Source organism: Rhizobium sp. NFR07 (genome assembly GCF_900111905.1).
Taxonomy (GTDB): domain Bacteria; phylum Pseudomonadota; class Alphaproteobacteria; order Rhizobiales; family Rhizobiaceae; genus Neorhizobium.
Genome location: NZ_FOKM01000007.1, coordinates 1 through 22386, shown reverse-complemented (window position 1 = coordinate 22386; position 22386 = coordinate 1). Strand labels below are relative to the sequence as shown.

At 62.1% G+C, this 22386-nt stretch carries 22 protein-coding genes and 1 tRNA gene; 11 read left to right on the top strand and 12 right to left on the bottom strand.

The window, feature by feature from the left end:
• Positions 1–22: 22 nt before the first annotated feature.
• Positions 23–1111, bottom strand: a complete 1089-nt coding sequence (locus BM216_RS15720; protein ID WP_093000155.1) for a citrate synthase/methylcitrate synthase — start codon at positions 1109–1111, stop codon at positions 23–25.
• Positions 1112–1184: 73 nt separating this feature from the next.
• Here BM216_RS15720 and BM216_RS15715 point away from each other — a divergent pair, with 73 nt between their 5' ends.
• The gene (locus tag BM216_RS15715) at positions 1185–2321 is read left to right on the top strand and encodes a citrate synthase (RefSeq protein ID WP_093000154.1); all 1137 of its coding nucleotides are present in this window, start codon (positions 1185–1187) and stop codon (positions 2319–2321) included.
• 15 nt (positions 2322–2336) lie between these two features.
• Here the strand turns inward: BM216_RS15715 and BM216_RS15710 are convergent, their stop codons facing one another.
• The 9 genes from BM216_RS15710 to BM216_RS34040 all read right to left on the bottom strand — a co-directional run bounded on the left by BM216_RS15710 (position 2337) and on the right by BM216_RS34040 (position 11560).
• Complete coding sequence (locus BM216_RS15710) at positions 2337–3260, bottom strand: 2-dehydropantoate 2-reductase (protein WP_244530200.1); 924 nt, start codon at positions 3258–3260, stop codon at positions 2337–2339.
• A 99-nt stretch (positions 3261–3359) separates the two neighbouring features.
• Positions 3360–4823: a cryptochrome/photolyase family protein gene (locus BM216_RS15705; protein WP_244530199.1), complete on the bottom strand. Its 1464-nt coding sequence runs from the start codon at positions 4821–4823 to the stop codon at positions 3360–3362.
• 61 nt (positions 4824–4884) lie between these two features.
• Positions 4885–6117, bottom strand: a complete 1233-nt coding sequence (glp, locus tag BM216_RS15700) for a molybdopterin molybdotransferase MoeA (RefSeq protein ID WP_093000151.1) — start codon at positions 6115–6117, stop codon at positions 4885–4887.
• Between the two features lie 11 nt (positions 6118–6128).
• Positions 6129–6608, bottom strand: a complete 480-nt coding sequence (gene moaC, locus BM216_RS15695) for a cyclic pyranopterin monophosphate synthase MoaC (RefSeq protein ID WP_093000150.1) — start codon at positions 6606–6608, stop codon at positions 6129–6131.
• Positions 6609–7424 (bottom strand): indole-3-glycerol phosphate synthase TrpC, encoded by an 816-nt coding sequence (gene trpC / locus BM216_RS15690; RefSeq protein ID WP_093000149.1) that lies wholly within the window; start codon positions 7422–7424, stop codon positions 6609–6611.
• Positions 7425–7427: 3 nt separating this feature from the next.
• Entirely contained in the window at positions 7428–8444 is a 1017-nt protein-coding gene (gene trpD, locus BM216_RS15685) for an anthranilate phosphoribosyltransferase (protein ID WP_093000148.1), read from the bottom strand.
• An 18-nt stretch (positions 8445–8462) separates the two neighbouring features.
• Positions 8463–10352 (bottom strand): peptidylprolyl isomerase, encoded by a 1890-nt coding sequence (locus tag BM216_RS15680; RefSeq protein ID WP_093000147.1) that lies wholly within the window; start codon positions 10350–10352, stop codon positions 8463–8465.
• A 543-nt stretch (positions 10353–10895) separates the two neighbouring features.
• Positions 10896–11243 (bottom strand): DMT family protein, encoded by a 348-nt coding sequence (locus BM216_RS15675; protein ID WP_093000146.1) that lies wholly within the window; start codon positions 11241–11243, stop codon positions 10896–10898.
• Positions 11244–11398: 155 nt separating this feature from the next.
• Complete coding sequence (locus BM216_RS34040) at positions 11399–11560, bottom strand: hypothetical protein (protein ID WP_093000145.1); 162 nt, start codon at positions 11558–11560, stop codon at positions 11399–11401.
• A 304-nt stretch (positions 11561–11864) separates the two neighbouring features.
• Between BM216_RS34040 and BM216_RS15665 the strand changes: the two genes are divergently transcribed.
• Entirely contained in the window at positions 11865–12113 is a 249-nt protein-coding gene (locus BM216_RS15665; RefSeq protein ID WP_093000144.1) for a DUF6074 family protein, read from the top strand.
• Positions 12114–12402: 289 nt separating this feature from the next.
• On the opposite strand, the gene BM216_RS15660 is transcribed toward BM216_RS15665, so the two are convergent.
• Positions 12403–12783, bottom strand: coding sequence for a hypothetical protein (locus tag BM216_RS15660; protein ID WP_093000143.1), 381 nt, complete (start codon positions 12781–12783; stop codon positions 12403–12405).
• A gap of 57 nt (positions 12784–12840) precedes the next feature.
• Here BM216_RS15660 and BM216_RS15655 point away from each other — a divergent pair, with 57 nt between their 5' ends.
• Positions 12841–13365 (top strand): hypothetical protein, encoded by a 525-nt coding sequence (locus BM216_RS15655; RefSeq protein ID WP_143102777.1) that lies wholly within the window; start codon positions 12841–12843, stop codon positions 13363–13365.
• An 84-nt stretch (positions 13366–13449) separates the two neighbouring features.
• Here the strand turns inward: BM216_RS15655 and BM216_RS15650 are convergent.
• Positions 13450–13539: transfer RNA gene (locus tag BM216_RS15650), tRNA-Ser, on the bottom strand.
• A 490-nt stretch (positions 13540–14029) separates the two neighbouring features.
• On the opposite strand from BM216_RS15650, the gene BM216_RS15645 reads away from it, so the two are divergent.
• The 8 genes from BM216_RS15645 to BM216_RS15610 all read left to right on the top strand — a co-directional run bounded on the left by BM216_RS15645 (position 14030) and on the right by BM216_RS15610 (position 22234).
• Positions 14030–15043: a septal ring lytic transglycosylase RlpA family protein gene (locus BM216_RS15645; RefSeq protein ID WP_093000141.1), complete on the top strand. Its 1014-nt coding sequence runs from the start codon at positions 14030–14032 to the stop codon at positions 15041–15043.
• Between the two features lie 170 nt (positions 15044–15213).
• Entirely contained in the window at positions 15214–16380 is a 1167-nt protein-coding gene (locus BM216_RS15640; protein WP_093000449.1) for a D-alanyl-D-alanine carboxypeptidase family protein, read from the top strand.
• A 67-nt stretch (positions 16381–16447) separates the two neighbouring features.
• Entirely contained in the window at positions 16448–17113 is a 666-nt protein-coding gene (gene tmk, locus BM216_RS15635) for a dTMP kinase (RefSeq protein WP_093000140.1), read from the top strand.
• A complete protein-coding gene (locus tag BM216_RS15630; protein WP_093000139.1) occupies positions 17110–18141 on the top strand; it encodes a DNA polymerase III subunit delta' in 1032 nt (343 codons plus the stop codon). The genes tmk and BM216_RS15630 overlap by 4 nt, the downstream gene beginning before the upstream one ends.
• A gap of 105 nt (positions 18142–18246) precedes the next feature.
• Positions 18247–19806, top strand: coding sequence for a methionine--tRNA ligase (gene metG, locus BM216_RS15625; protein WP_093000138.1), 1560 nt, complete (start codon positions 18247–18249; stop codon positions 19804–19806).
• Between the two features lie 85 nt (positions 19807–19891).
• Positions 19892–20674, top strand: a complete 783-nt coding sequence (locus tag BM216_RS15620) for a TatD family hydrolase (protein WP_093000137.1) — start codon at positions 19892–19894, stop codon at positions 20672–20674.
• Positions 20675–20676: 2 nt separating this feature from the next.
• Positions 20677–21507 carry an MBL fold metallo-hydrolase gene (locus tag BM216_RS15615; protein ID WP_093000136.1) on the top strand — a complete coding sequence of 277 codons (831 nt, stop codon included), beginning with the start codon at positions 20677–20679 and terminating at the stop codon, positions 21505–21507.
• A gap of 268 nt (positions 21508–21775) precedes the next feature.
• Entirely contained in the window at positions 21776–22234 is a 459-nt protein-coding gene (locus tag BM216_RS15610) for a DUF4437 domain-containing protein (protein ID WP_093000135.1), read from the top strand.
• Positions 22235–22386 lie beyond the last annotated feature (152 nt).

The following is a 22386-nucleotide window of genomic DNA, read 5'->3' as shown; positions in this document are numbered from 1 at the left end:
GTCTTTTCGTTTTGGGCGCGCTTTACGCCGCCTGAGGCAGCGGGCCGATATAGGCCGAGCGGGGACGGATCAGCCGGCCTTCCTGCGCCTGTTCGCGGGCATGGGCGATCCATCCGACGGTGCGCCCGATGGCAAAGACGCCGGTGAAGGATTCGCGGGGGAAGCCCAACGCTTCGAGAAGCAATGCGGTATAGAACTCGACATTGACGTCGAGCGGCCGGTCCGGCTTGCGCTCCTTCAGGATCGCCAGCGCAGCACTTTCCACCACCTGGGCAAGCCCTTGTCTTTCTGCTTCCACCTGCCCGGTTGCGGCCAGCGGTCCAAGGGCGCCTTTCAGGGCGTCAGCCCGTGGATCGCGCACCCTGTAGATGCGGTGCCCGAACCCCATCAGCCTTTCCTTTCGGTCCAGAGCTTGACCGAGCCAGGCCTTCGCATTGGTCTCGGATCCGATCGCATCCAGCATGTCGAGAACCGGGCCCGGCGCACCGCCATGAAGGGGGCCTTTCAGCGCGCTTAGTGCTGCGAGCACCGACGAGGTGAGGCCCGCTCCGGTGGAGGCGACGACGCGGGAAGCGAAGGTCGAGGCGTTCAGCCCGTGATCGGAAATGGTCATGAGATAGATATCGAGCGCCGAGGTCTGTTCCTTGCTCGGCCTGACACCCGTCAGCATCCAGAGGATATCCGCGGCTTGGGACAGTGCCGGGTCCGGGGCGACCGGCGCCTCCTTCCGTCCAAGCCGGAGAAGCGCCGGCAGAAAGACGGCGGGCGCGGCAAGGAGCCGAAGCGCCGTCTCGAAATCATCGCCATCTGGCAATCTAGCGATCAGGGCGCGCATCGCATCGACCGGCGGCAGTGCCAGAAGGTTCTCGTCTATCGACCGAACGTGCTCGAAAACCTCGGTCCTGGCTCGGCCGAGGCGTGCTCTCAGCGTCGCGACCTCAGTCTCTTCGCCGAAAAACCCGGCGAGGAGGAGGGCTGCGGTTCCTTCGTAGGTCTCGGTCGCAACGAGTTTATCCAGCGACAGACCGCGAATGATCAGACGGCCGCCTTCGCCATCCACGTCCGAAAGTCGGGTCTCGGCAGCAATGACATCTTCAAGTCCGTTGTTCATGGGTGTTTCTCCTTTACGGGAGAAAAGATCGGATCTAGTCTGATTGACGTCAATCTTGATGAAATAGATCAATATGCAGACACTCTGGATCAACGCCGAGGACGCCCTTTTGCTGCTCGGCACCAAGCCTCAGACCCTTTACGCCAATGTCAGCCGCGGGCGGATAAGGGCAAAGCCGGATCCCGCGGATTCCCGGCGAAGCCTCTATCAGGTGGACGACGTAAAACGACTGGCCAAGCGTCATGCGGGGCGACGTCAGGCCGCGGCAGTCGCAGCGGATGCGGTCCGCTGGGGTGATCCCGTCATGCCGACGGCGATTTCCGCGATCACCGGGCAAAGGCTTTTCTATCGTGGCCGGGATGCGGTGGAACTGGCTCGCGAGCTTGCGCTGGAAGATGTCGCCGCGATCCTGTGGAACGGCCCGCCCAACGGCATTTCAATACCAGCCGGCGGCGTGGATAGCGGCTCACGCATGAGTGCGGCCTTTGCGGCGCTGGCTGCGCGGGTGATGTCCGACCTGCCGGCACTCGGGCGAAACCCGGCGGTGCTCCAGACGGAGGCTGCAGATGTGCTGGCGACGGTCGCATCGGCGCTCGCGCCCTCGGCGGAGGCCTTGCCCTTGCACGAGCGTCTGGCCCGCGGCTGGCAGAGGCCCGAGGCTGCCGAACCGACACGCACCGCGCTGGTGCTTGCGGCGGAGCACGAACTCAATGTTTCGACGTTCGGCGCACGGGTCACGGCGTCATCCGGCGCGGCACTCTCGGCTGCAGTACTTTCCGGTCTCGCGGCGTTGACCGGCCCGAGGCACGGATGCGCATGGATGAGCGTCATCACGCTCAAAACCGTCGCAGGCACCATCGGCGCGCGCGAGGCCATCCGCGGGATATTGTCTTCCGACGGCGTCGTCAGGGCCTTCGGTCACCGGCTTTATCCGGACGGAGATCCTCGCGCCAAGGCCCTGATGGCAAGTTTCGAAGCGCCGCCGATCTATCGCGAGCTGGCTGCCGCGGGCGAGGAACTGCTCGGCGAACCATTGAACATCGATTTCGCGCTGGCAGCACTGGCCGACAGTTTCCGGCTGCCGGAGGATTCACCGCTCGTCATCTTCGCCCTGGCGCGTACGGTCGGCTGGCTGGCACATGCGATGGAGCAGGTGGAGAGCGGCGAGTTGATCCGGCCGCGGGCCCATTATGCGGGGCCGGCCGGCTGATCGACTATTGCCGCCTTACGGGGCAGTCGCGGTTGCGGCAGCCGCCGCATTCGTGTCGCTGATTGCGCTCAACAGCGCCACCAGGGCCGTGTTGAGCGGCACCGGAATGCCATGGCGGCGGGCGGCTGCGACAACGGCACCGTTCAGCGCCTCGATTTCCAGAGGGCGCTCGGCAAGGCAGTCGAAATACATCGAGGTGCCTGCCTCGGGCGGATAACCGAGGAAGGTCGCGAAGATCGTCTCGGCCTCGTTGTCGTCCAGCGCGGCACCTTCGGCACGACCGACGGCGACGGCTTCGCGCAGGACACCGAGGGAAAGCTCCTCGATGTCGGCCCGGCGAAAGACGCCGAGCCTCTGCCGCGTCAGCGCAGTGATCGGGTTGGCGATGACGTTGATCAGGAGCTTGCGCCACTGGAAGGTGAGGAAGGCGTCGCTTGCGCCGACATCGATCGGCGTGCCGGCGAACAGGGCGGCAAATTCATCGGAACGCGGACCGGCCGGGACGAGCAGGTCGTGACCGCGGATGTGGCGCAGCCGCATATGGTCGGGGGCGATGCGCTCGCCGTTGTAATAGACGATCGCGGGCAGCACGGCCGCGCCCTTCGCGTGAGGTGCCACGCGCTCCTCGTGGCCGATGCCGTTCTGCAGCACGGCGACGGCCGTGTGCAGGGTGCAGAGGCGTTCAAGCCATGGCGCCGCCGAGGCGGTATCCTGCGCCTTGGTGCAGAGCACGACCCAGTCGACCGGCTCGGCCTGTTGCGGATCGGTGAGCGTGTTGAGCGCGATGCGGACACTGTCGTCGTTGTGATCGAAGGTGAGGGCATCGATCGGCCGGCGGGCGCAAACGGTGACGTCATTGTCCCCCGACAGGCTGAGGCAGGCGGCAGCGACACCACCTATCCCGCCGAGCCCCACGACTGCCACTTTCCTCCGACCCATCATCCGTCCCCGCTCCATAATTGCCGGACGACTTTAGATCCTGCCGGCGGGATTGGAAGTGCAGCGGTCACTACAAATCACATACTTCGAGGCATCCGCTCAGTTTTTCAGGGCTTTGTAGGCCGCGAGTGCCCGGTCGCGGGCAAAGCCGTGGTCGATGATCGGCTTGGGATAGGTTTTGCCGAGCTCGATACCCGCCTTTTCCAGCACGTGGGCGGGGGCATCGAAGGGCTTGTGGATGTATTTCCTCTCCAGCTTTTCCAGCTCCGGCACATGCTCACGGACATAGTCGCCGTCCGCGTCGAATTTCTCGCCCTGCAGGATCGGGTTGAAGATGCGGAAGAAGGGCGAGGCATCGGCACCGGAGCCGGCCACCCACTGCCAGTTGGCCGAGTTGTTGGCCGGATCGGCATCGACCAGCGTGTCGCGGAACCACTTTTCGCCCTTGCGCCAGTCGATCATCAGATCCTTGATCAGGAAGGAGGCGGTGATCATGCGCACGCGGTTGTGCATGAAGCCGTATTTCCACAGCTGCCGCATGCCGGCATCGACGATAGGATAGCCGGTCATGCCCTTCGTCCAGGCGCGAAACTCCTTCGCGTCATAGTGCCATTCGAACGGGTCGAACTTATCGTCCCAATTCTTGCTGTCGAGTTCCGGGAATTCGATCAGCAGGCTGTGACAGAAATCGCGCCAGGCGAGTTCGCGGCGGAAGTGGGACACGTTTTCGGCTGCCTTGCGCGGCAGGCCTCTGACGGCATGCCAGACGCGGGCAGGGGAGACTTCGCCGAATGCCAGATGCGGGGAGAGGTTCGAGGTGGCGTCGATGGAGGGAATGTCGCGGCCTGTCTTGTACTCGTGCAGTTCTCGGTCGACGAAATCTTCCAGCCTCTCGCAGGCACCGCCTTCTCCCGGTGTCCACATCGAGGAAAAGTCCTTGGCCCAGTTCGGCTTGGTTGGCAGCAGGTTCCAGCTGTCGAGGCTTTCGGAGCGCGGGAAGTGTTCTGGCGCCGGAATGGAGGTCGGTGCATCCATCGGTTCATGCGGCTCATGGAGCTTCTGCATGGCGTTCCAGAACGGGGTGAACACCTTGAAGGCGTTGCCGGAGCCGGTGCGGATCGACTTCGGCTCGTGCAGAAGCTGGCCGTGGAAGGCGCGGATGGCGATGCCCCTTTCCTTCAGGGCGATCGCTATGTCGCGGTCGGTCGCGGTCCGCTCATAGGCGCGGTTGACATAGACCGTCCTTGCACCGGTCTTTTCCGCCATATCGGCGAGCACATCCTCGGCCTTGCCGGAGACGAGCGACAGGTCACTGCCGAGGGACTTCAGCGCGGATTTCAGGCTGTGCAGCGAATGATGCAGCCACCAGGCCTGCGCGCCGCCGAGCGGGCCGATATTCAGCGCTTCCGGTTCGCGGATATAGACGGGAATGACCGGGCCGCCGGCATCGATCGCAGCGTGTAGCGCCGCGTTGTCGTCGAGGCGGAGATCCTTGCGGAACCAGAGGATGGCTGGAGCGTCTTGGCTGGCTGGTGCGGCTTGGGACGTCTTCTTCTCGGTCACGCAATTCTCCGTCATGAGGCAAGTGTTTTGCCCCAAGCTACGGATTTTATTCCGATTCGGTTCAGTCGAACTGCGATCCCAGGGGCCGAATGAGCAATATGGGGCAGGGGGCGCCCTCGGCCAGTTCCGGTGCATGGGGTGCGCGCACGATCAGGCCGTCGGCATGGGCGAAGATCTTCATCATCGACGAATCCTGCTTGTCGTAGGAATCCGCCACGAGAAGGCCAGCCTCGTTGCGCGACAGCGTTGCGCGCAAATAATCCTGCCGCTGGTCGTTCGGCTTCAGCGTCCGGGCCGTGATACCCTCCACTTCGCGAACGCGCGCCGGCAGATGCGCCAACCTGCGCAGCAACGGCTCGAGAAAGAGCATGCCGGTGACCATGCTGGCAACCGGGTTTCCCGGCAGGCCAAGAACGTGGATGCCATCCAGCGAACCGACCATCAGCGGTTTTCCGGGCCGCATGGCGATGCGCCAGAAATCGAGCTGCATGCCCTGGGACTTCAGCGTCGACTGGACGAGATCGTGGTCGCCGACAGATGCGCCGCCTAGCGTCACGAGCACGTCGACACCGGCGAGACGCGCGACCTGGAGCGCGGCCTCGATGCGTTCCGGATCATCACGGACGATGCCGAGATCGAGAACCTCGGCGCCATTGTCACGCACCAGCGCACTGATGCCGAATGTGCTGGAGGCGATGATCTGGGCCGCGTCTGGCTGCGTTCCCGGTGGCACCAGTTCGTCGCCCGTGGCGAGAACAGCGACCACCGGCTTGCGGTAAACCGAAAGCTCGGCGTGGTTCATCGCCGCTGCAACGGTGAGGTGGGAGAAGTCGAGAAGGGTGCCGGCCTTCAGCACCGCCTCGCCCTCGGCAAAATCCTGGCCGCGCGGACGGATATGGCGACCCTTGACCACCTCGAACTTTGTGCGGATGCGGTTGCCGTCGAGCTTTTCGGCATCCTCCTGGATGAGGATCGCATCGGCGCCCTCCGGCACCGGTGCGCCGGTGAAGATGCGGATGGCTTCTCCGCGGCCCAATGTGCCGTCGAAGGCATGGCCCGCGGCAGCGCTGCCGACGACCGTGAGTTCCGAGCCGATGGATGGTGCATCGGCGGCGGCCAGCGCATAGCCGTCCATGGCGGAAGCGTCGAAGGGGGGCTGGGTCAGGCGGGCGAGCACATCGCGGGCCAAGACACGGCCGGCGGCCTGCGCCAGCGGCACCTTTTCGATCTGTCCGATCTCCGTGGCACTGGCCAGCAGGCGGGCCTTCGCGTCCGACACGGGCAGCAGCGACATGAAAGCTCTCCTCAGGATTCGGCGTGATAGGCGCCGGACTTGCCGCCGGTCTTTTCGAGCAGTCTCACGCCGCCGATTTCCATACCCTTGTCGGCCGCCTTGGCCATGTCGTAGATCGTCAGGCAGGTGACGGAGACGGCCGTCAGCGCCTCCATCTCGACGCCGGTCTTGCCGGTGAGTTTTGCGGTCGCCGTAACGCGCAGGCCGGGCAGGGCGGCATCCTCGGTGATCTCGACCGACACCTTGGTCAGCATCAGCGGATGGCAGAGCGGGATCAGGTCGCTGGTCTTCTTGGCGGCCATGATACCGGCGAGCCTCGCGGTGCCGATCACGTCGCCCTTCTTGGCATTGCCCTCGCGGATCAGCGTCAGCGTCTGCGGCAGCATGCGTACATAACCTTCAGCCGTGGCCGAGCGGCTGGTCTCGGCCTTGTCGCCGACATCGACCATATGGGCTTCGCCGGCGTTGTCGATGTGGGTCAGGCCCGACATTTATTCGGCCGCCATCGTGCCGGCCTCGCCGGTCAGCAGCAGGCGGGTCGCGGCAGCAACATCATCCTTGCGCATCAGGCTTTCGCCGACGAGGAAGGTGTCGATATTAACCTTCTGCAGGCGCAGGCAGTCTTCGTGGGTGAAGATGCCGCTTTCACCAACCAGCAGCCGGTCGTCAGGCACCATGGCGGCAAGGCGCTCGCTGGTGGCAAGGCTCACCTCGAAGGTGCGCAGGTTGCGGTTGTTGACGCCGATCAGCGGGGAGGGCAGCTTCAGCGCCCGTTCCGTCTCTTCCTCGTCATGCACCTCGATCAGGCTGTCCATGCCGAGTTCGGTCGCGGTCTCGTAGAGCGCCAGTGCCTCGTCATCGGTCAGCGACGCCATGATGATCAGGATGCAGTCGGCACCCCAGGCACGGGCTTCATGGACCTGATAGGGCTCGAACATGAAATCCTTGCGCAGCGCCGGCAGCGCGCAGGCGTTGCGGGCGGCGACGAGGAATTCCGGTGCGCCCTGGAAGCTCGGGGTGTCGGTGAGCACGGAGAGACAGGCGGCACCGCCCGCTTCGTAGGCGGCGGCAAGGGCCGGCGGGTCGAAATCCGGGCGGATCAGGCCCTTGGAGGGGCTTGCCTTCTTGATCTCGGCGATCAGGCCGAAACGACCTTCGCTCTTTTTCGCCTGCAGCGCCTTGAGGAAGCCGCGCGGGGCGGACTGGTCGGCTGCCTGCGCCTTAAGGTCGGCAAGCGGGGTCGCGGCCTTGGCGGCGGCGATCTCTTCGCGCTTGTAGGCTTCGATCTTTCGAAGAATGTCAGCCATCGTCTAATCCTTCTCGTTGGAAACCGCGACCAGCCTGTCGAGGGCCGCAGCGGCGGCGCCGTCGTCGAGCGAACGGGCGGCGAGCGTCATGCCGTCCTTCAGCGTCCCGGCCTTTCCGGCAACGACGAGGGCGGCTGCTGCATTGCAGAGAGAGATGTCGCGATAGGCATTTTTCGCACCGCCGAGGACGGCACGCAACGCAGCCGCATTCACAAGGCCGTCACCGCCCTTGATGTCCGAGAGCGCAGCGGTCGGGACGCCGAAATCGGCGGGCGTCAGCTCGAAGGAGCGGATCTTGCCGTCTTCCAGCGCGCAGACGTGAGTGACGCCGGTCGTGGTGATCTCGTCGAGACCTTCGCCATGGACGACCCAGACGGTTTCCGAGCCCATGTCGCGCAGCACTTCGGCGATCGGGGTCAACCATTGCGGCGAGTAGACGCCGAGGAGCTGGCGCTTGGCGCCGGCGGGGTTTGAGAGCGGGCCGAGCAGATTGAAGATCGTCCTAGTGCCGAGTTCGACCCGGCTCGGGCCGACATGGCGCATGGCGGCGTGGTGCATCGAGGCGAACATGAAGCCGATGCCGGCTTCGCGGATGCAGCGGCCGATCTTGTCCGGGCCTATCTCCAGATTGACGCCCAGCGCCGAAAGCGCATCGGCCGTACCGGATTTCGAGCTCAGCGCGCGGTTGCCGTGCTTGGCGACGGGCACGCCTGCGCCAGCGACGATGATCGAGGCGAGGGTGGAGATGTTGTAGGTGCCGGCGCCGTCACCACCTGTGCCGACGATATCGACGGCATCGGCCGGCGCCTGGACCGGCAGCATCTTGGAGCGCATGGTCGAGACCGCGCCGATGATCTCCGACACGGTTTCGCCGCGCACACGCAGCGCCATCAGGAAGCCGCCGATCTGCGAGGGCGTCGCTTCACCCGACATCAGGATCTCGAAGGCCTCGCGGGCCTCCTGCCGATCCAGGCTCTCGCCATTGGCGACCTTTGCAAGTAACGGCTTCAACTCAGGCATAGGCGCTTATCCCGGCCGTTACTGGACAGTGGAGGTGGACTGCTCCAGGGCAGTCTGGTTGATGGAAACGCCGTAGCGGTTCTTCAGGCTGTTGACCATCTGGTCGAGCATGTCGTCGCCGGCGGAATCGGCCAGGCGGTTGAGCTGCTCGTCATTTTCAGGGGCTGTCGAGGGCGCCTGTTCGATCGCCGTGACCTTGAGCAGCAGGCGGCTTTCACCGTCGGCGGCAAGTGCCGTACCGGTCAGATCGGCAGGGCCGGAGAAGGCGATGCCGGTTGCTTCCGGTCCGAAGATCGGATCTTCGGCATTGCGGCGCAGGCCGGTCTTGGTCTCGACGGCAATGCCGAGATCCTCGGCGATCGCGGCGAGCGTCTCGCCCTTGTCGACGCGGCCCTTCAGCTCGTTGGCCTTGGCGGTCAGGGCTTCCTTCTGCTGTTCGGCGGTCCAGTCGGCAACGGCGCGGTCACGAACTTCGCCAAGCGCGCGTTCGCGTTCCGGCGTGATGTTGCGGACTTCGAACCAGACATAGCCGGTATTGCCGAGATTGACGGGCAGGGTTTCCTGGCCGGGCTCGGTGCGGAAGACTTCCGTCAGGAGATTGTTGGCGGCCGGCAGGTCGGCGACCTGCTGTTCCTTCTCGTCCTTGCCCGAGGCATCGGCGGTGACGGTGACGACCTTGAGGTTCAATTCCTTGGCCGCATCCTCCAGCGTCGCGCCGCCGCCGCGGATTTCGTCGAAGCGGTCGTGGGCGGTGGAGATTTCGCGCGAGGCGGCGGCAACTGCCATCTGCTGGCGCAGCTCTTCTTTCACCTCGTCGAAGGAGCGGGTGGTTTCCGGGCGGATGTTGCTGACGCGCAGGATGACCGGGGCGAAGGCGCCCTGGATGACCGGCGTCGTGCCACCGTCGGCCGAGACCTTGAAGGCCGGGTCCGTCCAGGCGGCATCGGGCATGTTTTCGCGGGTGAAATCGCCGAGACGCACGTCGTCTACGGTCTTGCCCTGATCCTTGATGATCTGGTCGTAGGTGGTGGTGCCGTCACGCAGCTGGGTCGCAGCAGCATCGGCCATTTCTTTGTTCGGGAAGGTCAGCTGCTCGATCGTGCGCGTCTCGTGGGTCTTGTAGCCGTCCTTGCGCTTCTCGTATTCGGCGCGCAGCTCGTCGTCGGTGATCGAGGCGCCGTCGGCAATGTCCTTCGGCTCAAGCTTCACATAGGCGAAGGTGCGCAGTTCAGGCGCCTGATAACGGGCCTTGGCGCCTTCGAACCATTTGGTCAGCACGTCATCGGCAGGCGCCTTGACCGGATCGATATTGGCGTTGGAGAGCAGCAGGTAATCGACCGTGCGGCTTTCGTCACGATACTGCTTCAGCGCGTCGACCAGAACCTGCGGCGGCTTGAAGCCGTCGGATACGGCCTCGACGACCTGGCTGCGCACGGCAACCTTGCTGCGCTCGGCGATATAATCGTTCTCGCGCAGGCCGGCATTGCGCAGGCGCGAGGTGAACAGGTCGCGGCTGAACTGGCCGTTGGTGCCGTGGAAGGCGGGGTCTTCGCTGATCAGCGTCGCCAGGCGGTCCTCCGAGACGCCGAGATTCATATCGTCCGACAGCTGGTCGAGAGCGGCACCGGCGGCAAGCTGCGCCAGCACATCGTTTTCGAGGCCGAAGGCACGGGCCTGCTGGGCCGTCAGCTGGGTGCCGAACTGGCGGCTCAGATTGGCGATCTGCCGCTGGTAGGCGAGGCGGAACTGCTCGGATGAAACCTCCTGGTCGCCGACCGTCATCACGGTGTTTGCATTCGACGCGATAAGCGACTGGCTTCCTCCCCAGATCGCGAAGGAAGCGACGAGGAGCAGAAGCAAGGACTTCGCGACCCACGAGCGGGCGGCGTTTCTGAGAGAATCAAGCATCGATCAACATACCTAGAGACAGTCTGCCGCCTAAATCCCGGCGGATGAAGCACTGTCTCTAGAACAAACCGCGACGGAATAGAAGGCATCCGCCATGAAAACCGCGTGCGGGCCAAAAACGCTGTCGTGAACATGGCGAACGGGATTGAACCGCCCATTAGAAACACGTCCGTCCACGCCGGTTTTGCCGCGTGTTCGAGTGGGAAGGGGCAGGCAGTGATATCGAGTGTAGTGAGGTAGGTTTTGTCTGCCTGCCCCGGCCGTTTCATCCGATCCTCAGAGACTTGTCAGTTCCCGTCAGATCGCATTCGTCGACCATCACCGGAAACCAGGCCCTCTTTTTGCAAAGAGAAGCGACCCGATGAACGAGGAAGCTCGGTTCGCGAACCCGGTTTCCCATCCGATGACGGGATGATTGTGATGCAGTCTTCTGGGAGCGGGGACGAAACGCGGCGATGCAAATGCACAAGCCATTGCAAAGCTACGACATTATTTCGTGCGCATGCCGGGATCATCCCCGTCTTCACGGGCCTTGCAGGCGATCTACTTGGTGAAGATGAAGAAGGCGCCGAGCGCGATGAAGCCGAAGCCGATCGCCTGTTTCCAGTGGAAGGATTCGCCGAGATAGAAGACGGAGAAGATGACGAAGACCGTCAGCGTGATGATTTCCTGAATCGTCTTCAGCTGCGCGGCATTGAAATAGCCGTAGCCGATGCGGTTGGCCGGCACCTGCGCGCAGTATTCGAAAAAGGCGATGGCCCAGCTCGCCAGGATCACGATGTAGAGCGGCTTGTTCTCGAACTTGAGATGCCCATACCAGGCGAAGGTCATGAAGATGTTCGACAGGATGAGAAGGCCGATTGTGGCAAGCGGCGTGACCGAGAAAGCCATGTCCGGGGATCCGAGCGTTGAGATTGCGAAAGTTAGGCCAGAAGCGGAAACGGAGCGTCGCGAAAGGTCGATCGAACCTCTCTCGCCGCCCCGCTGATCGGGCCTGCCGGTATATCGCGTCCCACGACACTTCCGGCAAGCCCCATGGGTCGTCTTTAATGCACCGTTTCGGCGCGCAGATCGTCTTCGAGAATGCGCAGCGCCTCGGTCAGCGCCTCGACCAGGATATCCGTGAGCGCGTCAGGCTCGTTCTCCTGCAGGAAGAGCGCGATCGACTGGTCGGATGGTTGCATATTGGCATCAAAATTGTTCGACATTCATGTCCCTCTCTATCGTCCTCATGACGAGCAGGAAAGAGCATGCGCGCGTTTCCTTGCCCGGGGCTGGAACGACTGTACGCGAGCAGAAGATCGACGTGCCGGCCTGTGGTACCACGACGCAAATGGAGCGGAGGCCCGATAGGGCAAGACGCGAAATAACAATGCAATCAACGAGCAGTGATCGCCGGCTCACACGAACGACGGAACCGGATCGAAGATGGGCAGTTCACTCTTTGTGAAGGTCTAGCGGCCATCGTGCCGTCATTCCCCGGGCGATTCGCCCAGCCTAGACGGAGATGGCATGACCCTGTTGCAGTTCCCCGCAGATCGACGCACCGCCGATATCAGACGGTGCGCTGAAGCCCTTCAGAACATTCACGGTGAAGAGGCAAATCGCTTCTGGCGGTCGGAAATGGCAACCTTCGCCGAAGGTTTTCGCGCACGCGGGGTAGACGAGGATGAGATCCGTTACCAGGCGGCGCTGTTCATGCATGCCGTCCAGATGGAACTGCAGGCAAGCTTCTTTGAGAGCATCGACGCCTCGGCTTGAGGTGCATCGACTTCCGTCATTATCTGGCGGCAAGTGGATCATCGACGGGCCAGTCAACGCGCTGCCTAGCAGCAACAACGACGAGTGCATCGAAAGCACTTACGAGCCATTCCGCGCCAGGTAGGCCACCCACCTTACACTGGCGGGGAGCAATCGCAGCAATCAGAACTAACTTTCGTGGTCCGCGGACCACCGAGATATAGCATTGAAAGATCGCCTATTTTCGAAATGGATGTTTTTTTCTGGTAAACGAAGAGAAGGGCGGCCGCCGACCGCCCTTTTCGCGTTATCAAAGATTTTCGAGCGCGGGGAAAGGGGCGTATCTTAAGCCTGGCCGGTTGCAACCAGGTGCATCCTGAAGCGCACTCTCTACCTTGCCACCTTTGAACCGGACAGACGTCGGCGTCATCCCAACGTATCCACCCATCCGGTTCTTCGCATTGAAACGAACGCAGATTGCTCGGTAACCGGTGTCGAGAAGGGTCAAAGCATTCGAGATGCTTGCGTCTCGAATTGAATACGGGTCGTAGAAGGTTTCCTTGATGTATTTGACGATAGCGGCCTTTTCCGCGGCCGTCGGCGGCGTCTGGGACGCCATGATCTTGTTGACTTGTTCTTGAGTCACACAGCTCGATAAAAGCAAAACAACTGGCAGAAACTTAAAACGCACTTATTAGATGCCGCGAAAGCGTTGGTAGTATTCACCAAGCTTAGACGTTACGCTCAAATGGTTGCCTATATTCGTGCGTACGTGACTAGTGGCGTTGCGCGAGCAAAAGAACACGGTTTGTCGGAAGACCAATACATGAGGATGATGGGTGGCCTTTCAGGCACACCCAGCGCCCCGGATAAGTTGAGTGTCGCCGACTATGCATTTCTATTTCTACCGGGCAACGAGGATCTGATAAACGACATGAATGACTTGGAGGAGTCAGCTATTACACTGACGGACGCTGTCAGCGAGTTCACTGTTCGAAACATGCAGTTTGGCGAAATCCTGGTAAAGATGTCTGACGGCAAACCGACGGTCGAAGGAAAATCGATCTTGGTAGAGCGTATGCCGGGTGAAACTCACATTCTGGAAATTCAGATGCGAGATCTTTTGGCCCAGATTCGGTTTTTATTGGACCGTCTTTCAGACCTGCCCGAACGAACGGTTCAAAACTTCGTTGATCACGCTCATGGCCATTTTGGGAAAAGTTTCCGCCAGTTTCAATACCGTGTGAAGCCCGCGACGCCTACCGTCTCTTAGAGAGGCTGCAAGTGGGACCGAAAGTAGGACCGGCTTGCAATCACCCTCCAATTTCCCTGAATTTCAGGCCATCTCGAAGGCGGCTGGCGGATGGGGTGGGATTCGAACCCACGGTACGGTTCCCCGCACGACGGTTTTCAAGACCGTTGCCTTAAACCACTCGGCCACCCATCCGGACAGTTGGGCTTTATCGCCCATCGCTCATTCCGTCAACGGGCGCACACGCGCCGTTGCGTGGCGGGGAGGGGTGCATTCTTGTTTTGGACACGTTTTCCGGAGCAGGCCAGAGCGCATTTTCGCCACATTTTCAGCCGCTGTGCCATATCCGTGCGTATACTCCATTTCTGCACAGTCGAGCGCAAGAATAGACAGGCCTTCGCGCTGAATTTATACAGTTAATCTCTCATCAATATTTACGATCCATTAACCATAAAAGGTCGAATTTTAACCATTCCACAGTTTTCATTCGCATTTTTGCCACGAACGAAGCAAAAGTGACACAGCACATGACCGCGTCATTTCACGCGGGCAAATCATTGGCGGCGAGCCGACCGGGAGAACGAGAACCCCGATCCACCTCGCGAATGCGGCATGGGACGGGCGAGTTTTGAGTTTGAATGGCGGCAGACTTTTCCTCTGGTCTAAGTGGCTTGGGATCAGCGTAATGTGCGCGACGATGGCATCCTGTGCCACGACGAACGACACACCGAAGACGGCCAAGAGCCGCAGCAAGGAATATTTTTCCGAGAAAGAATACGGCGTGAAGGCAAGCCCGCGCGTCGTGGCGGACGGCAAGCCCGTGCCGAAGGGCGGCGGACGCTTCATGGTCGGCCAGCCTTACGAGGTAAAGGGCAAGACCTACGTCCCGAAGGAAGACCCCGACTACAACAAGTCGGGCCTCGCATCCTGGTACGGCTCGGCCTTCCACGGCCGGCTGACCGCCAATGGCGAAGTCTATGACAGCTCGCATCTTTCCGCGGCCCATCCGACATTCCCGCTGCCGAGCTATGCCCGCGTCACCAATACCGAGACCGGCACGTCCGTCATCGTTCGCGTCAACGACCGCGGGCCTTATCACCCGGGCCGCATCATCGACGTTTCCGACAAGACCGCGGAAATGCTCGACATGAAGCGCACCGGCACTGCCAAGGTGAACGTGCAGTATGTCGGTCGCGCCCGCATGGACGGCGAGGACATGCCGTTCCTGATGGCATCCTATATCCGCAAGGGCGACCGCATTCCGTCGATCAACCCGGGCGGCCAGATCGCAACCGGCGTCATGGTGGCCTCCAACCAGCCGCTCGGCGACCAGTTGCAGAGCTACGGCTCGTCGCTGCCGCAGACCGCTCCGATTCCCGGCGAGCGCTGGGGCGCATCATCGGCCCGTCCGGCAAAGCAGCGGACTGTCGCTGCTGCCTATCCTTCGGCCCCGGCCGAACCGCGGGTTCAGGCAGCAAAAGTGCAGCCTGCCAAGCAGCGGGTTGAAGTCGCGACCATCCAGCCGGTTCAGGCCCGCCCTGTCCAGCCGCAGCGCGTACAGCCGGCCAAGCAGCAGTTCCAGGCACAGCCTGTTCAGGTGCAGACCACGCAGACGGCCTATGCCGCCGAGCCGTCCGCACCACGCGTCATGTTCGGCAACATGCTGCTCGAGCCGCCGAAGCCTGGCCAGAAATACTGATTAGCAGGAATATTGCCGCTCCGGCGGCATATTTTTTGAAGCGCCGTGCGTCCTGCGATGCACGGCGCTAAACTATTTTAGGATCTGCGTATCATACTCTCGGAAAATCGATTCCGATTTTGCGTATCGATGCGCTAGACAAGAGTGACTGACGGGACTGCGGGGGAATGATGCGACGTTTCATGCTTGTGGGGATCCTGCTGGCCTTCGTCGCCCAGCAGCCTGCCGGATCCGCTTTCGCCCAGGAACCGGCGCCATCCTTCACCACCAAGGCGAAACAGGCCTATCTGGTCGAGGAGGAGAGCGGCACCGTCCTGCTCGCCGTCAACGAGAACCAGTCCTTCCCGGCCGCGTCGCTCGCAAAGCTGATGACGATGGATGTCGTGTTCAACGCGCTGAAGACCGGCGCGATCACGCCCGAGACGCTTTATCCGGTCAGCGAATATGCCTGGCGCACCGGTGGGGCGCCATCCGGCACCACGACCATGTTCGCGGCCCTGAAATCGCAGGTGCCGGTCGGTGACCTGATGCGCGGCGTGGTCGTGCAGAATGCCAACGATGCCTGCATCATCCTCGCCGAAGGCATCAGCCGGACGGAAGCGGAGTTCGCCGCACGGATGACGGCGCGGGCGAGGGACCTCGGGCTGACGCGATCGAGATTCGGCAATGCGACCGGACTTCCCTATGCCGAGAGCTGGACGACGGCGCACGATCTCGTCGAGCTTTCCCGGCACCTCTACCGCGACTATCCGGAATACTATCCGCTCTACGCGCAGCCGGATTTCCAGTGGAATAAGATCTTTCAGCGCAACAAGAACCCGCTGCTCGGCCTCAACATGGGCGTCGACGGGCTCGGCGCCGGCTTTGCCGAGGGCAGCGGTTATGCGCTGGCGGCCTCGATCGAGCGCGACGGGACGCGGTTGTTCCTGGCGCTCGGCGGCCTTGCCACCGACAAGGAGCGCACCGAGGAGGCGAAACGCATCCTCGACTGGGCGCTTTCCTCCTTCCAGACCAAGATGCTGTTCAAGCCGGGCGAAGTGATCGGCCAGGCGAGCGTCTATGGCGGGACCGATGGTCGCGTCGATCTCGTCGCCCGTGAATCGGTCGAGGTCTATGTGCCAAAGAGCGATGCCGAGCGGTTGTCGGGGAGAATCGTCTATCAGTGGCCGCTGCGCGCGCCCGTCGCGGAAGGCAGCCAGATTGCCACGTTGAAAATATCCTCCGGTGACAAGGTCATCCAGGAAGTGCCGCTGGTCGCCGCCAGCGCCGTCGAGGTGGGTGGATTGCGGGCGCAGGCCAGCGATGCGCTGATGGAATTAATGTTCTTCTGGCTGTGACGATTGTTTCGCGCAGGCAGCGGATGCACTATATGCCGCTCTGACGACAACAGGTACCAAGATACGCGTGGCAGACCGTTCAGGCATATTCATCACTTTCGAAGGCGGGGAGGGGGCCGGCAAATCGACCCAGATCCGCCGGCTTGCCGATCGCCTGCGCCGCCGCGGCCATGACGTGCTCGTGACCCGCGAGCCCGGCGGCTCGCCCGGCGCCGAAGCAGTGCGCTACGTGCTTCTGAGCGGCATGGCGGAGAGTTTCGGCGTGCGCATGGAGGCGATCCTGTTTGCCGCCGCCCGCAACGACCATGTCGAAGAAGTGATACGCCCGGCGCTCGAAAGCGGCGCCATCGTGCTCTGCGACCGGTTCGTCGATTCCTCGCGCGTCTACCAGGGCGTCACCGGCAATCTGGAGCCCGACTATATCGAGGCACTCCAGCGGATCGCGACGAACGGCGTGATGCCGGACCTGACCTTCATCCTCGACCTGCCCGCCGAGATCGGCCTCGGCCGTGCCCGCAAGCGGGGCGGCAACGCGGCGCCCGACCGGTTCGAGCGCGAAGAGATCGACACCCACGAGAAGCGCCGACAGGCCTATCTCGATATCGCCGCGGCAGAACCTGATCGCTGCCGGGTGATCGAGGCGGAGCAGCCGGAAGACGATATCGCCGAACAGATCTTCACCCTGGTGGAAGCCGCAATCGGCGCGCGCGTGCCGGCCGAGCCGGTCGCATGAGCGAGCAGGACCCGCAGCTCCTGGACGGCGCCATTGCGCCAGCCGCCAACACGCGGCTTCTCGGGCACGAGCAGGCGCAAGAATTTCTCGCGCGCAGCTACCGGACCGGCAAGTCGCATCACGCGATCCTGATCGAGGGGCCGGAAGGCATCGGCAAGGCGACGCTGGCATTCCGCTTTGCCAATTACGTTCTGTCCAATCCAGAGCCCGGGCTCGCACCGGTGGAGATCCCCGATCCGGACCCGACGACGCCGATCAGCCGACAGATCCTCTCCGGCGCCTCCCATAACCTGCTGCACCTGACACGGCCTGTCGACGACAAGACCGGCAAGGTGAAGAGCGCGATCACGGTGGACGAGGTGAGGCGGGCAGGGCATTTCTTCTCGCAGACATCCGGTACCGGCAACCGGCGCATCGTCGTCATCGATCCCGCCGACGACCTGAACCGCAATGCGGCCAATGCGATCCTGAAGATTTTGGAGGAACCGCCGCGCGGGGCGATGTTCCTCGTTCTTTCGCATGCGCCCGGCAAACTGCTGCCGACGATCCGCTCACGCTGCCAGACGCTGAAACTGTCACCGCTCGGCGACGCGGAACTCAAGCAGGCGCTTTCCATGCTAGGGCAGCGTCTTGACGGCGGCCAGACGGAAGAGACTGTGCTTTCGCTCGCCAAGGGCAGCGTCGCCAGGGCGCTGAAGCTGATGAATTATGGCGGGCTCGACATCATGGCCGCCTTCGACGAGGTTGTGCGCTCTGAAGGCCCTTCGGCGCGGCGCGCCATGCACCGGCTGGCCGATGTGCTTTCCGGCAAGGACAGCGAAGTCATCTTCACCTTCTTCCTTGAGCACCTGACCGAATATCTGGCCGAACAGGCGCGTACGGCGGCGCTGGACGGACAGTTGCCGCTGGCCGAAAAGCGCGCGCGGATGGTGAGCGAGATCGGCGAGAAGATCACCATCTCCACTGCCTATAATCTCGACAAGAAGCAGACGCTGCTCTCGATCCTCGAGGCGGCGAGGGCGGCTTAACCCCATTGCGCCGTTGAACTTTGGGTTTCGCAGATGCGAAACATGCGCTAAGAGCGGCATGACCAGCGCGATTGCGCGCGAAAACCAAAGTTCCCGAGTGTTTCGATGTCCGACAAGACGCCTTTCTACATCACGACCGCGATTTCCTATCCGAACGGCAAGCCGCATATCGGCCATGCCTACGAACTGATCGCGACCGATGCGATGGCGCGCTTCCAGCGCCTCGACGGTCGCGACGTGTTCTTCCTGACGGGCACGGACGAGCACGGCCAGAAGATGCAGCAGACGGCGCGCAAGGAAGGCATTTCGCCGGAAGAGCTGGCCGAGCGCAATTCCGCCGAGTTCCGCCAGATGGGCAAGCTGCTCAACGCCTCCAACGACGATTTCATCCGCACCACCGAGCCGCGCCACCACGAGGCCTGCCAGGTGATCTGGAACCGGATGGCCGATGCCGGCGATATCTACAAGGACAGCTATGCCGGCTGGTATTCGGTGCGCGACGAGGCCTATTACGCCGAGGACGAGACCGAGGAGCGCGCCGACGGCGTTCGCTACGGGCCGCAGGGCACGCCGGTCGAGTGGGTGGAGGAGTCCAGCTACTTCTTCAAGCTGTCCGAGTACCAGGACAGGCTTCTGGCACTCTATGAGGAGCAGCCGGACTTTATTGGCCCGGCCGAGCGCCGCAACGAGATCATCTCCTTCGTCAAGTCGGGCCTGCGCGACCTGTCGATCTCGCGCACAACCTTCGACTGGGGCGTCGAGGTTCCGAACGATCCGGAACATGTGATGTATGTCTGGGTCGACGCGCTGACCAACTACCTGACGGCCACCGGCTATCTGACCGACGAGAACGGCCCGCGCGCAAAATATTGGCCGGCGGATGCGCATATCATCGGCAAGGACATCATTCGCTTCCATGCGGTCTACTGGCCGGCTTTCCTGATGTCGGCCAAGCTGCCGCTGCCGAAGCGCGTCTATGCCCATGGCTTCGTTCTGGCCAAGGGCGGCGAGAAGATGTCGAAGTCGCTCGGCAACGTGCTCGACCCGTTCGAGCTGATCGAGCATTTCGGCCTCGACCAGATCCGCTACTACCTGATGCGCGAAATCTCCTTCGGCCAGGACGGCTATTGCAGCGAGGAAGGGATCGGCATCCGCATCAATGCGGACCTCGCCAACGGCATCGGCAACCTTGCCAGCCGCTCGCTGTCGATGATCGTCAAGAATTGCGACGGCCAGATCCCGACGCCGGGCGAACTCACCGATGCCGACCGCGAAATGCTGGCATCCGCCGACGCGCTGATCGCCACCTGCCGCGAGGAGATGGACAAGCTGCTGATTCACAAGGCGCTGGCCGCGATCATTGCCGTCGTTTCCGAGACCGACCGCTATTTCGCAAGCCAGGAGCCGTGGGCGCTGAAGAAGACGGATGTCGAGCGCATGGGCACGGTGCTTTACGTGACCGCCGAAGTGGTGCGTCAGATCGCCATCCTGCTGCAGCCGTTCATACCGGATTCCGCCGCCAAGCTGCTCGATCTCGTGGCCGCCGGCCCGGATGCCCGCGACTTTGCCGCACTCGGCGAGGCGGGCCGCCTGAAGCCCGGCATGGTGCTGGAAGCGCCGAAGCCGGTCTTCCCACGCTATGTGGCACCGGAAGCAACGGCCTGATCTGACAAGACCTTTAAGGCATGGCCCGGTATCCTTGACCCGGGCCATGCCAATTCCGCCTCAAGCCTTTTGAATGACCCAAGCCATGCTGATCGATACCCATTGCCATCTGGACTATGCCGATTTCGATGCGGAGCGCGACGAGATCGTCACGCGTGCGCATCAGGCGGGCGTCAAGCAACTGGTGACGATCTCCACCGAGGTCCGCAAGCTCGACCGGCTTCTGGCGATCACCGAGAAATACCCGTCGGTCTTCTGCTCCGTCGGCACCCATCCCAACCATGCCGGCGAAGAGCTCGACATACAGGCGGAAGACCTGATCAGGCTCGCCAACGCGCATGAAAAGGTGGTGGCGATCGGCGAGGCCGGGCTCGACTATTTCTACGATACGCAGACGCCGGCCGACCAGAAAACCGGCTTCATCCGCCATATCGAGGCGGCGCGCGCGACGAAGCTGCCGCTCGTCATTCACAGCCGCAGCGCCGACGAGGACATGATCGAGATCCTGACGACGGAAAGCGGGAAGGGGGCCTTCCCCTTCATTCTCCATTGCTTTTCGGCAGGCCCCGACCTCGCCCGCGTCGGCGTGGAACTCGGCGGCTATATCTCGTTTTCCGGCATCCTGACCTTCCCGAAGTCGCAGGATATCCGCGACCTCGCCAAAACCGTGCCGATGGACCGGCTGCTGGTCGAGACCGACGCGCCGTTTCTCGCGCCGAAGCGCTGGCGCGGCAAGCGCAACGAGCCGTCCTATGTGGTCAACACGGCCGAGGTTCTGGCCGAGGTGCATGACGTGAGCTATGCCGAGATCGCCAGGATCACGACGGACAATGCCTTCCGCTGCTTTACGAAAATGCCGAGGCTCTGACGGTGCAGGGCTACAGGCGTCGCTTCACCATTCTCGGCTGCTCGTCGTCTCCCGGCGTGCCGCGGCTGAACGGTGACTGGGGCGCCTGCGATCCGGCAAACCCGAAGAACCGACGCACGCGCGCGGCCTTTCTAGTCGAGCAGATCGCGCCGGACGGTGGCCGCACCGTCGTGGCAATCGATACCGGGCCTGACTTCCGCGAGCAGATGATTGCTGCAAAAGTGCAGCGCATGGACGCCGTGCTCTATACCCATGCCCATGCCGACCACCTGCACGGCATAGACGACCTGCGCGGCTATTTCATCCTGCAGCGGCATCGCATTCCGATCCATGCCGACCCGTTCACCATGGATCGCATCCGTCAGGGTTTCGGCTACTGCATGGAAACGCCGCCGGGCGGAAATTATCCGCCGATCGTCAAGCCGGTGCTGATCGAGGATCTCGATGAAGACATCGTCATCGACGGGCCCGGCGGGCCGATCCGCTTCAAGCCGCACAGGCAGGCCCATGGCGACATCCATTCGCTGGGCTTCAGGATCGGCGACGTAGCTTACTGCACCGATGTCAGCGACTTTCCGGCCGACAGCATCGGCAGGCTTGCAGGCCTCGACATGCTGATCATCGACGCGCTGCAATACACATACCATCCAAGCCATCTGTCGATCGAACAGGCGCTGGACTGGATTGCGCGGCTCGGCGCCAAGCGCGCCATTCTCACGCATATGCACATTCCGCTGGACTACGAGACGGTCCTGGCAGAGACGCCGGATCACATTGAGCCGGCCTATGACGGGATGAGCTTCGAGATCGACCTCGCGCAGGACGCGGTGTAATTTCCAAAATTCAGGTGAGAAACGTCCCGCATTACACTGATAAATATATGTAATTATCAGTATCTCATGCTTGCATTTGGCGACGAGCGCGCGGTCGCATACCGTCGTCGACAATGCCGTCGCATCCGCTGGGTCCAATCATTCCGGTAGGCGCAATGGTGTGTTTCACCCAATCGATATTCACGCTGCGCCGAAAATCGATCACTCTTGGGCTTTGAATGCGGGCGACGCCTATTGCAGGTCGCCATGAGCACCACGGAAAGATATTATGTATATTTTGAGATCAATCCCACGCGTTGCGCTGACGGTCGCGATGCTTGTCACCACAGTGTCGCTTACGGCAATCGCCGAAGAAACCTCCGATCCTTATGCCGACAAATCGACGATCCGGCCTGTGACCGAACTCAAGTTCTACCAGAACAAGCAAGGTCTTACGGTAGCCAACGGCTGGGGAGACCCGGCCAACGGCGCCCATAGCAATTACATCAAGATGGCCGGCGGAACGGCAAGCACGATCCATACTCACTCGTTTTCCTATTATGGCGTTGTCGTTGCCGGCGTCGTCGCCAATGAACCTCCGGGCTCGACACAGGATCATCCATTGCCAGCAGGTTCTTACTGGTACCAGAAAGCAGACGAGCGACATGTCACCAAATGCATTTCGCAGACCGAATGCCTGTTCTTCGTGACTGCGAAGGGACCATTCGACTATCTGCCGGCACAATAAACCGACATTCACCCAATTGCGCGATAGTTCCATAATCTATCTTATGCGATCTTTGTATGTAGCCGCAAAGTTAGAATGTCCTGTTTCTGCAAAGTTGGAATGTCACACTCCCCGGGTCTGAATGACGTGTGGGAGATTGCAGATGGGATTGA

What these genes read in the sequence shown, in the direction of transcription:
- BM216_RS15720 (WP_093000155.1), bottom strand. Translation starts at nt 1,111, where the DNA reads ATGAACAACGGACTTGAAGATGTCATTGCTGCCGAGACCCGACTTTCG.
- BM216_RS15715 (WP_093000154.1), top strand. Translation starts at nt 1,185, where the DNA reads ATGCAGACACTCTGGATCAACGCCGAGGACGCCCTTTTGCTGCTCGGC.
- BM216_RS15710 (WP_244530200.1), bottom strand. Translation starts at nt 3,260, where the DNA reads ATGGGTCGGAGGAAAGTGGCAGTCGTGGGGCTCGGCGGGATAGGTGGT.
- glp (WP_093000151.1), bottom strand. Translation starts at nt 6,117, where the DNA reads ATGTCGCTGCTGCCCGTGTCGGACGCGAAGGCCCGCCTGCTGGCCAGT.
- moaC (WP_093000150.1), bottom strand. Translation starts at nt 6,608, where the DNA reads ATGTCGGGCCTGACCCACATCGACAACGCCGGCGAAGCCCATATGGTC.
- trpC (WP_093000149.1), bottom strand. Translation starts at nt 7,424, where the DNA reads ATGGCTGACATTCTTCGAAAGATCGAAGCCTACAAGCGCGAAGAGATC.
- trpD (WP_093000148.1), bottom strand. Translation starts at nt 8,444, where the DNA reads ATGCCTGAGTTGAAGCCGTTACTTGCAAAGGTCGCCAATGGCGAGAGC.
- BM216_RS15680 (WP_093000147.1), bottom strand. Translation starts at nt 10,352, where the DNA reads ATGCTTGATTCTCTCAGAAACGCCGCCCGCTCGTGGGTCGCGAAGTCC.
- BM216_RS15675 (WP_093000146.1), bottom strand. Translation starts at nt 11,243, where the DNA reads ATGGCTTTCTCGGTCACGCCGCTTGCCACAATCGGCCTTCTCATCCTG.
- BM216_RS34040 (WP_093000145.1), bottom strand. Translation starts at nt 11,560, where the DNA reads ATGTCGAACAATTTTGATGCCAATATGCAACCATCCGACCAGTCGATC.
- BM216_RS15665 (WP_093000144.1), top strand. Translation starts at nt 11,865, where the DNA reads ATGACCCTGTTGCAGTTCCCCGCAGATCGACGCACCGCCGATATCAGA.
- BM216_RS15655 (WP_143102777.1), top strand. Translation starts at nt 12,841, where the DNA reads ATGGTTGCCTATATTCGTGCGTACGTGACTAGTGGCGTTGCGCGAGCA.
- BM216_RS15645 (WP_093000141.1), top strand. Translation starts at nt 14,030, where the DNA reads ATGTGCGCGACGATGGCATCCTGTGCCACGACGAACGACACACCGAAG.
- BM216_RS15640 (WP_093000449.1), top strand. Translation starts at nt 15,214, where the DNA reads ATGCGACGTTTCATGCTTGTGGGGATCCTGCTGGCCTTCGTCGCCCAG.
- BM216_RS15630 (WP_093000139.1), top strand. Translation starts at nt 17,110, where the DNA reads ATGAGCGAGCAGGACCCGCAGCTCCTGGACGGCGCCATTGCGCCAGCC.
- metG (WP_093000138.1), top strand. Translation starts at nt 18,247, where the DNA reads ATGTCCGACAAGACGCCTTTCTACATCACGACCGCGATTTCCTATCCG.
- BM216_RS15620 (WP_093000137.1), top strand. Translation starts at nt 19,892, where the DNA reads ATGCTGATCGATACCCATTGCCATCTGGACTATGCCGATTTCGATGCG.
- BM216_RS15610 (WP_093000135.1), top strand. Translation starts at nt 21,776, where the DNA reads ATGTATATTTTGAGATCAATCCCACGCGTTGCGCTGACGGTCGCGATG.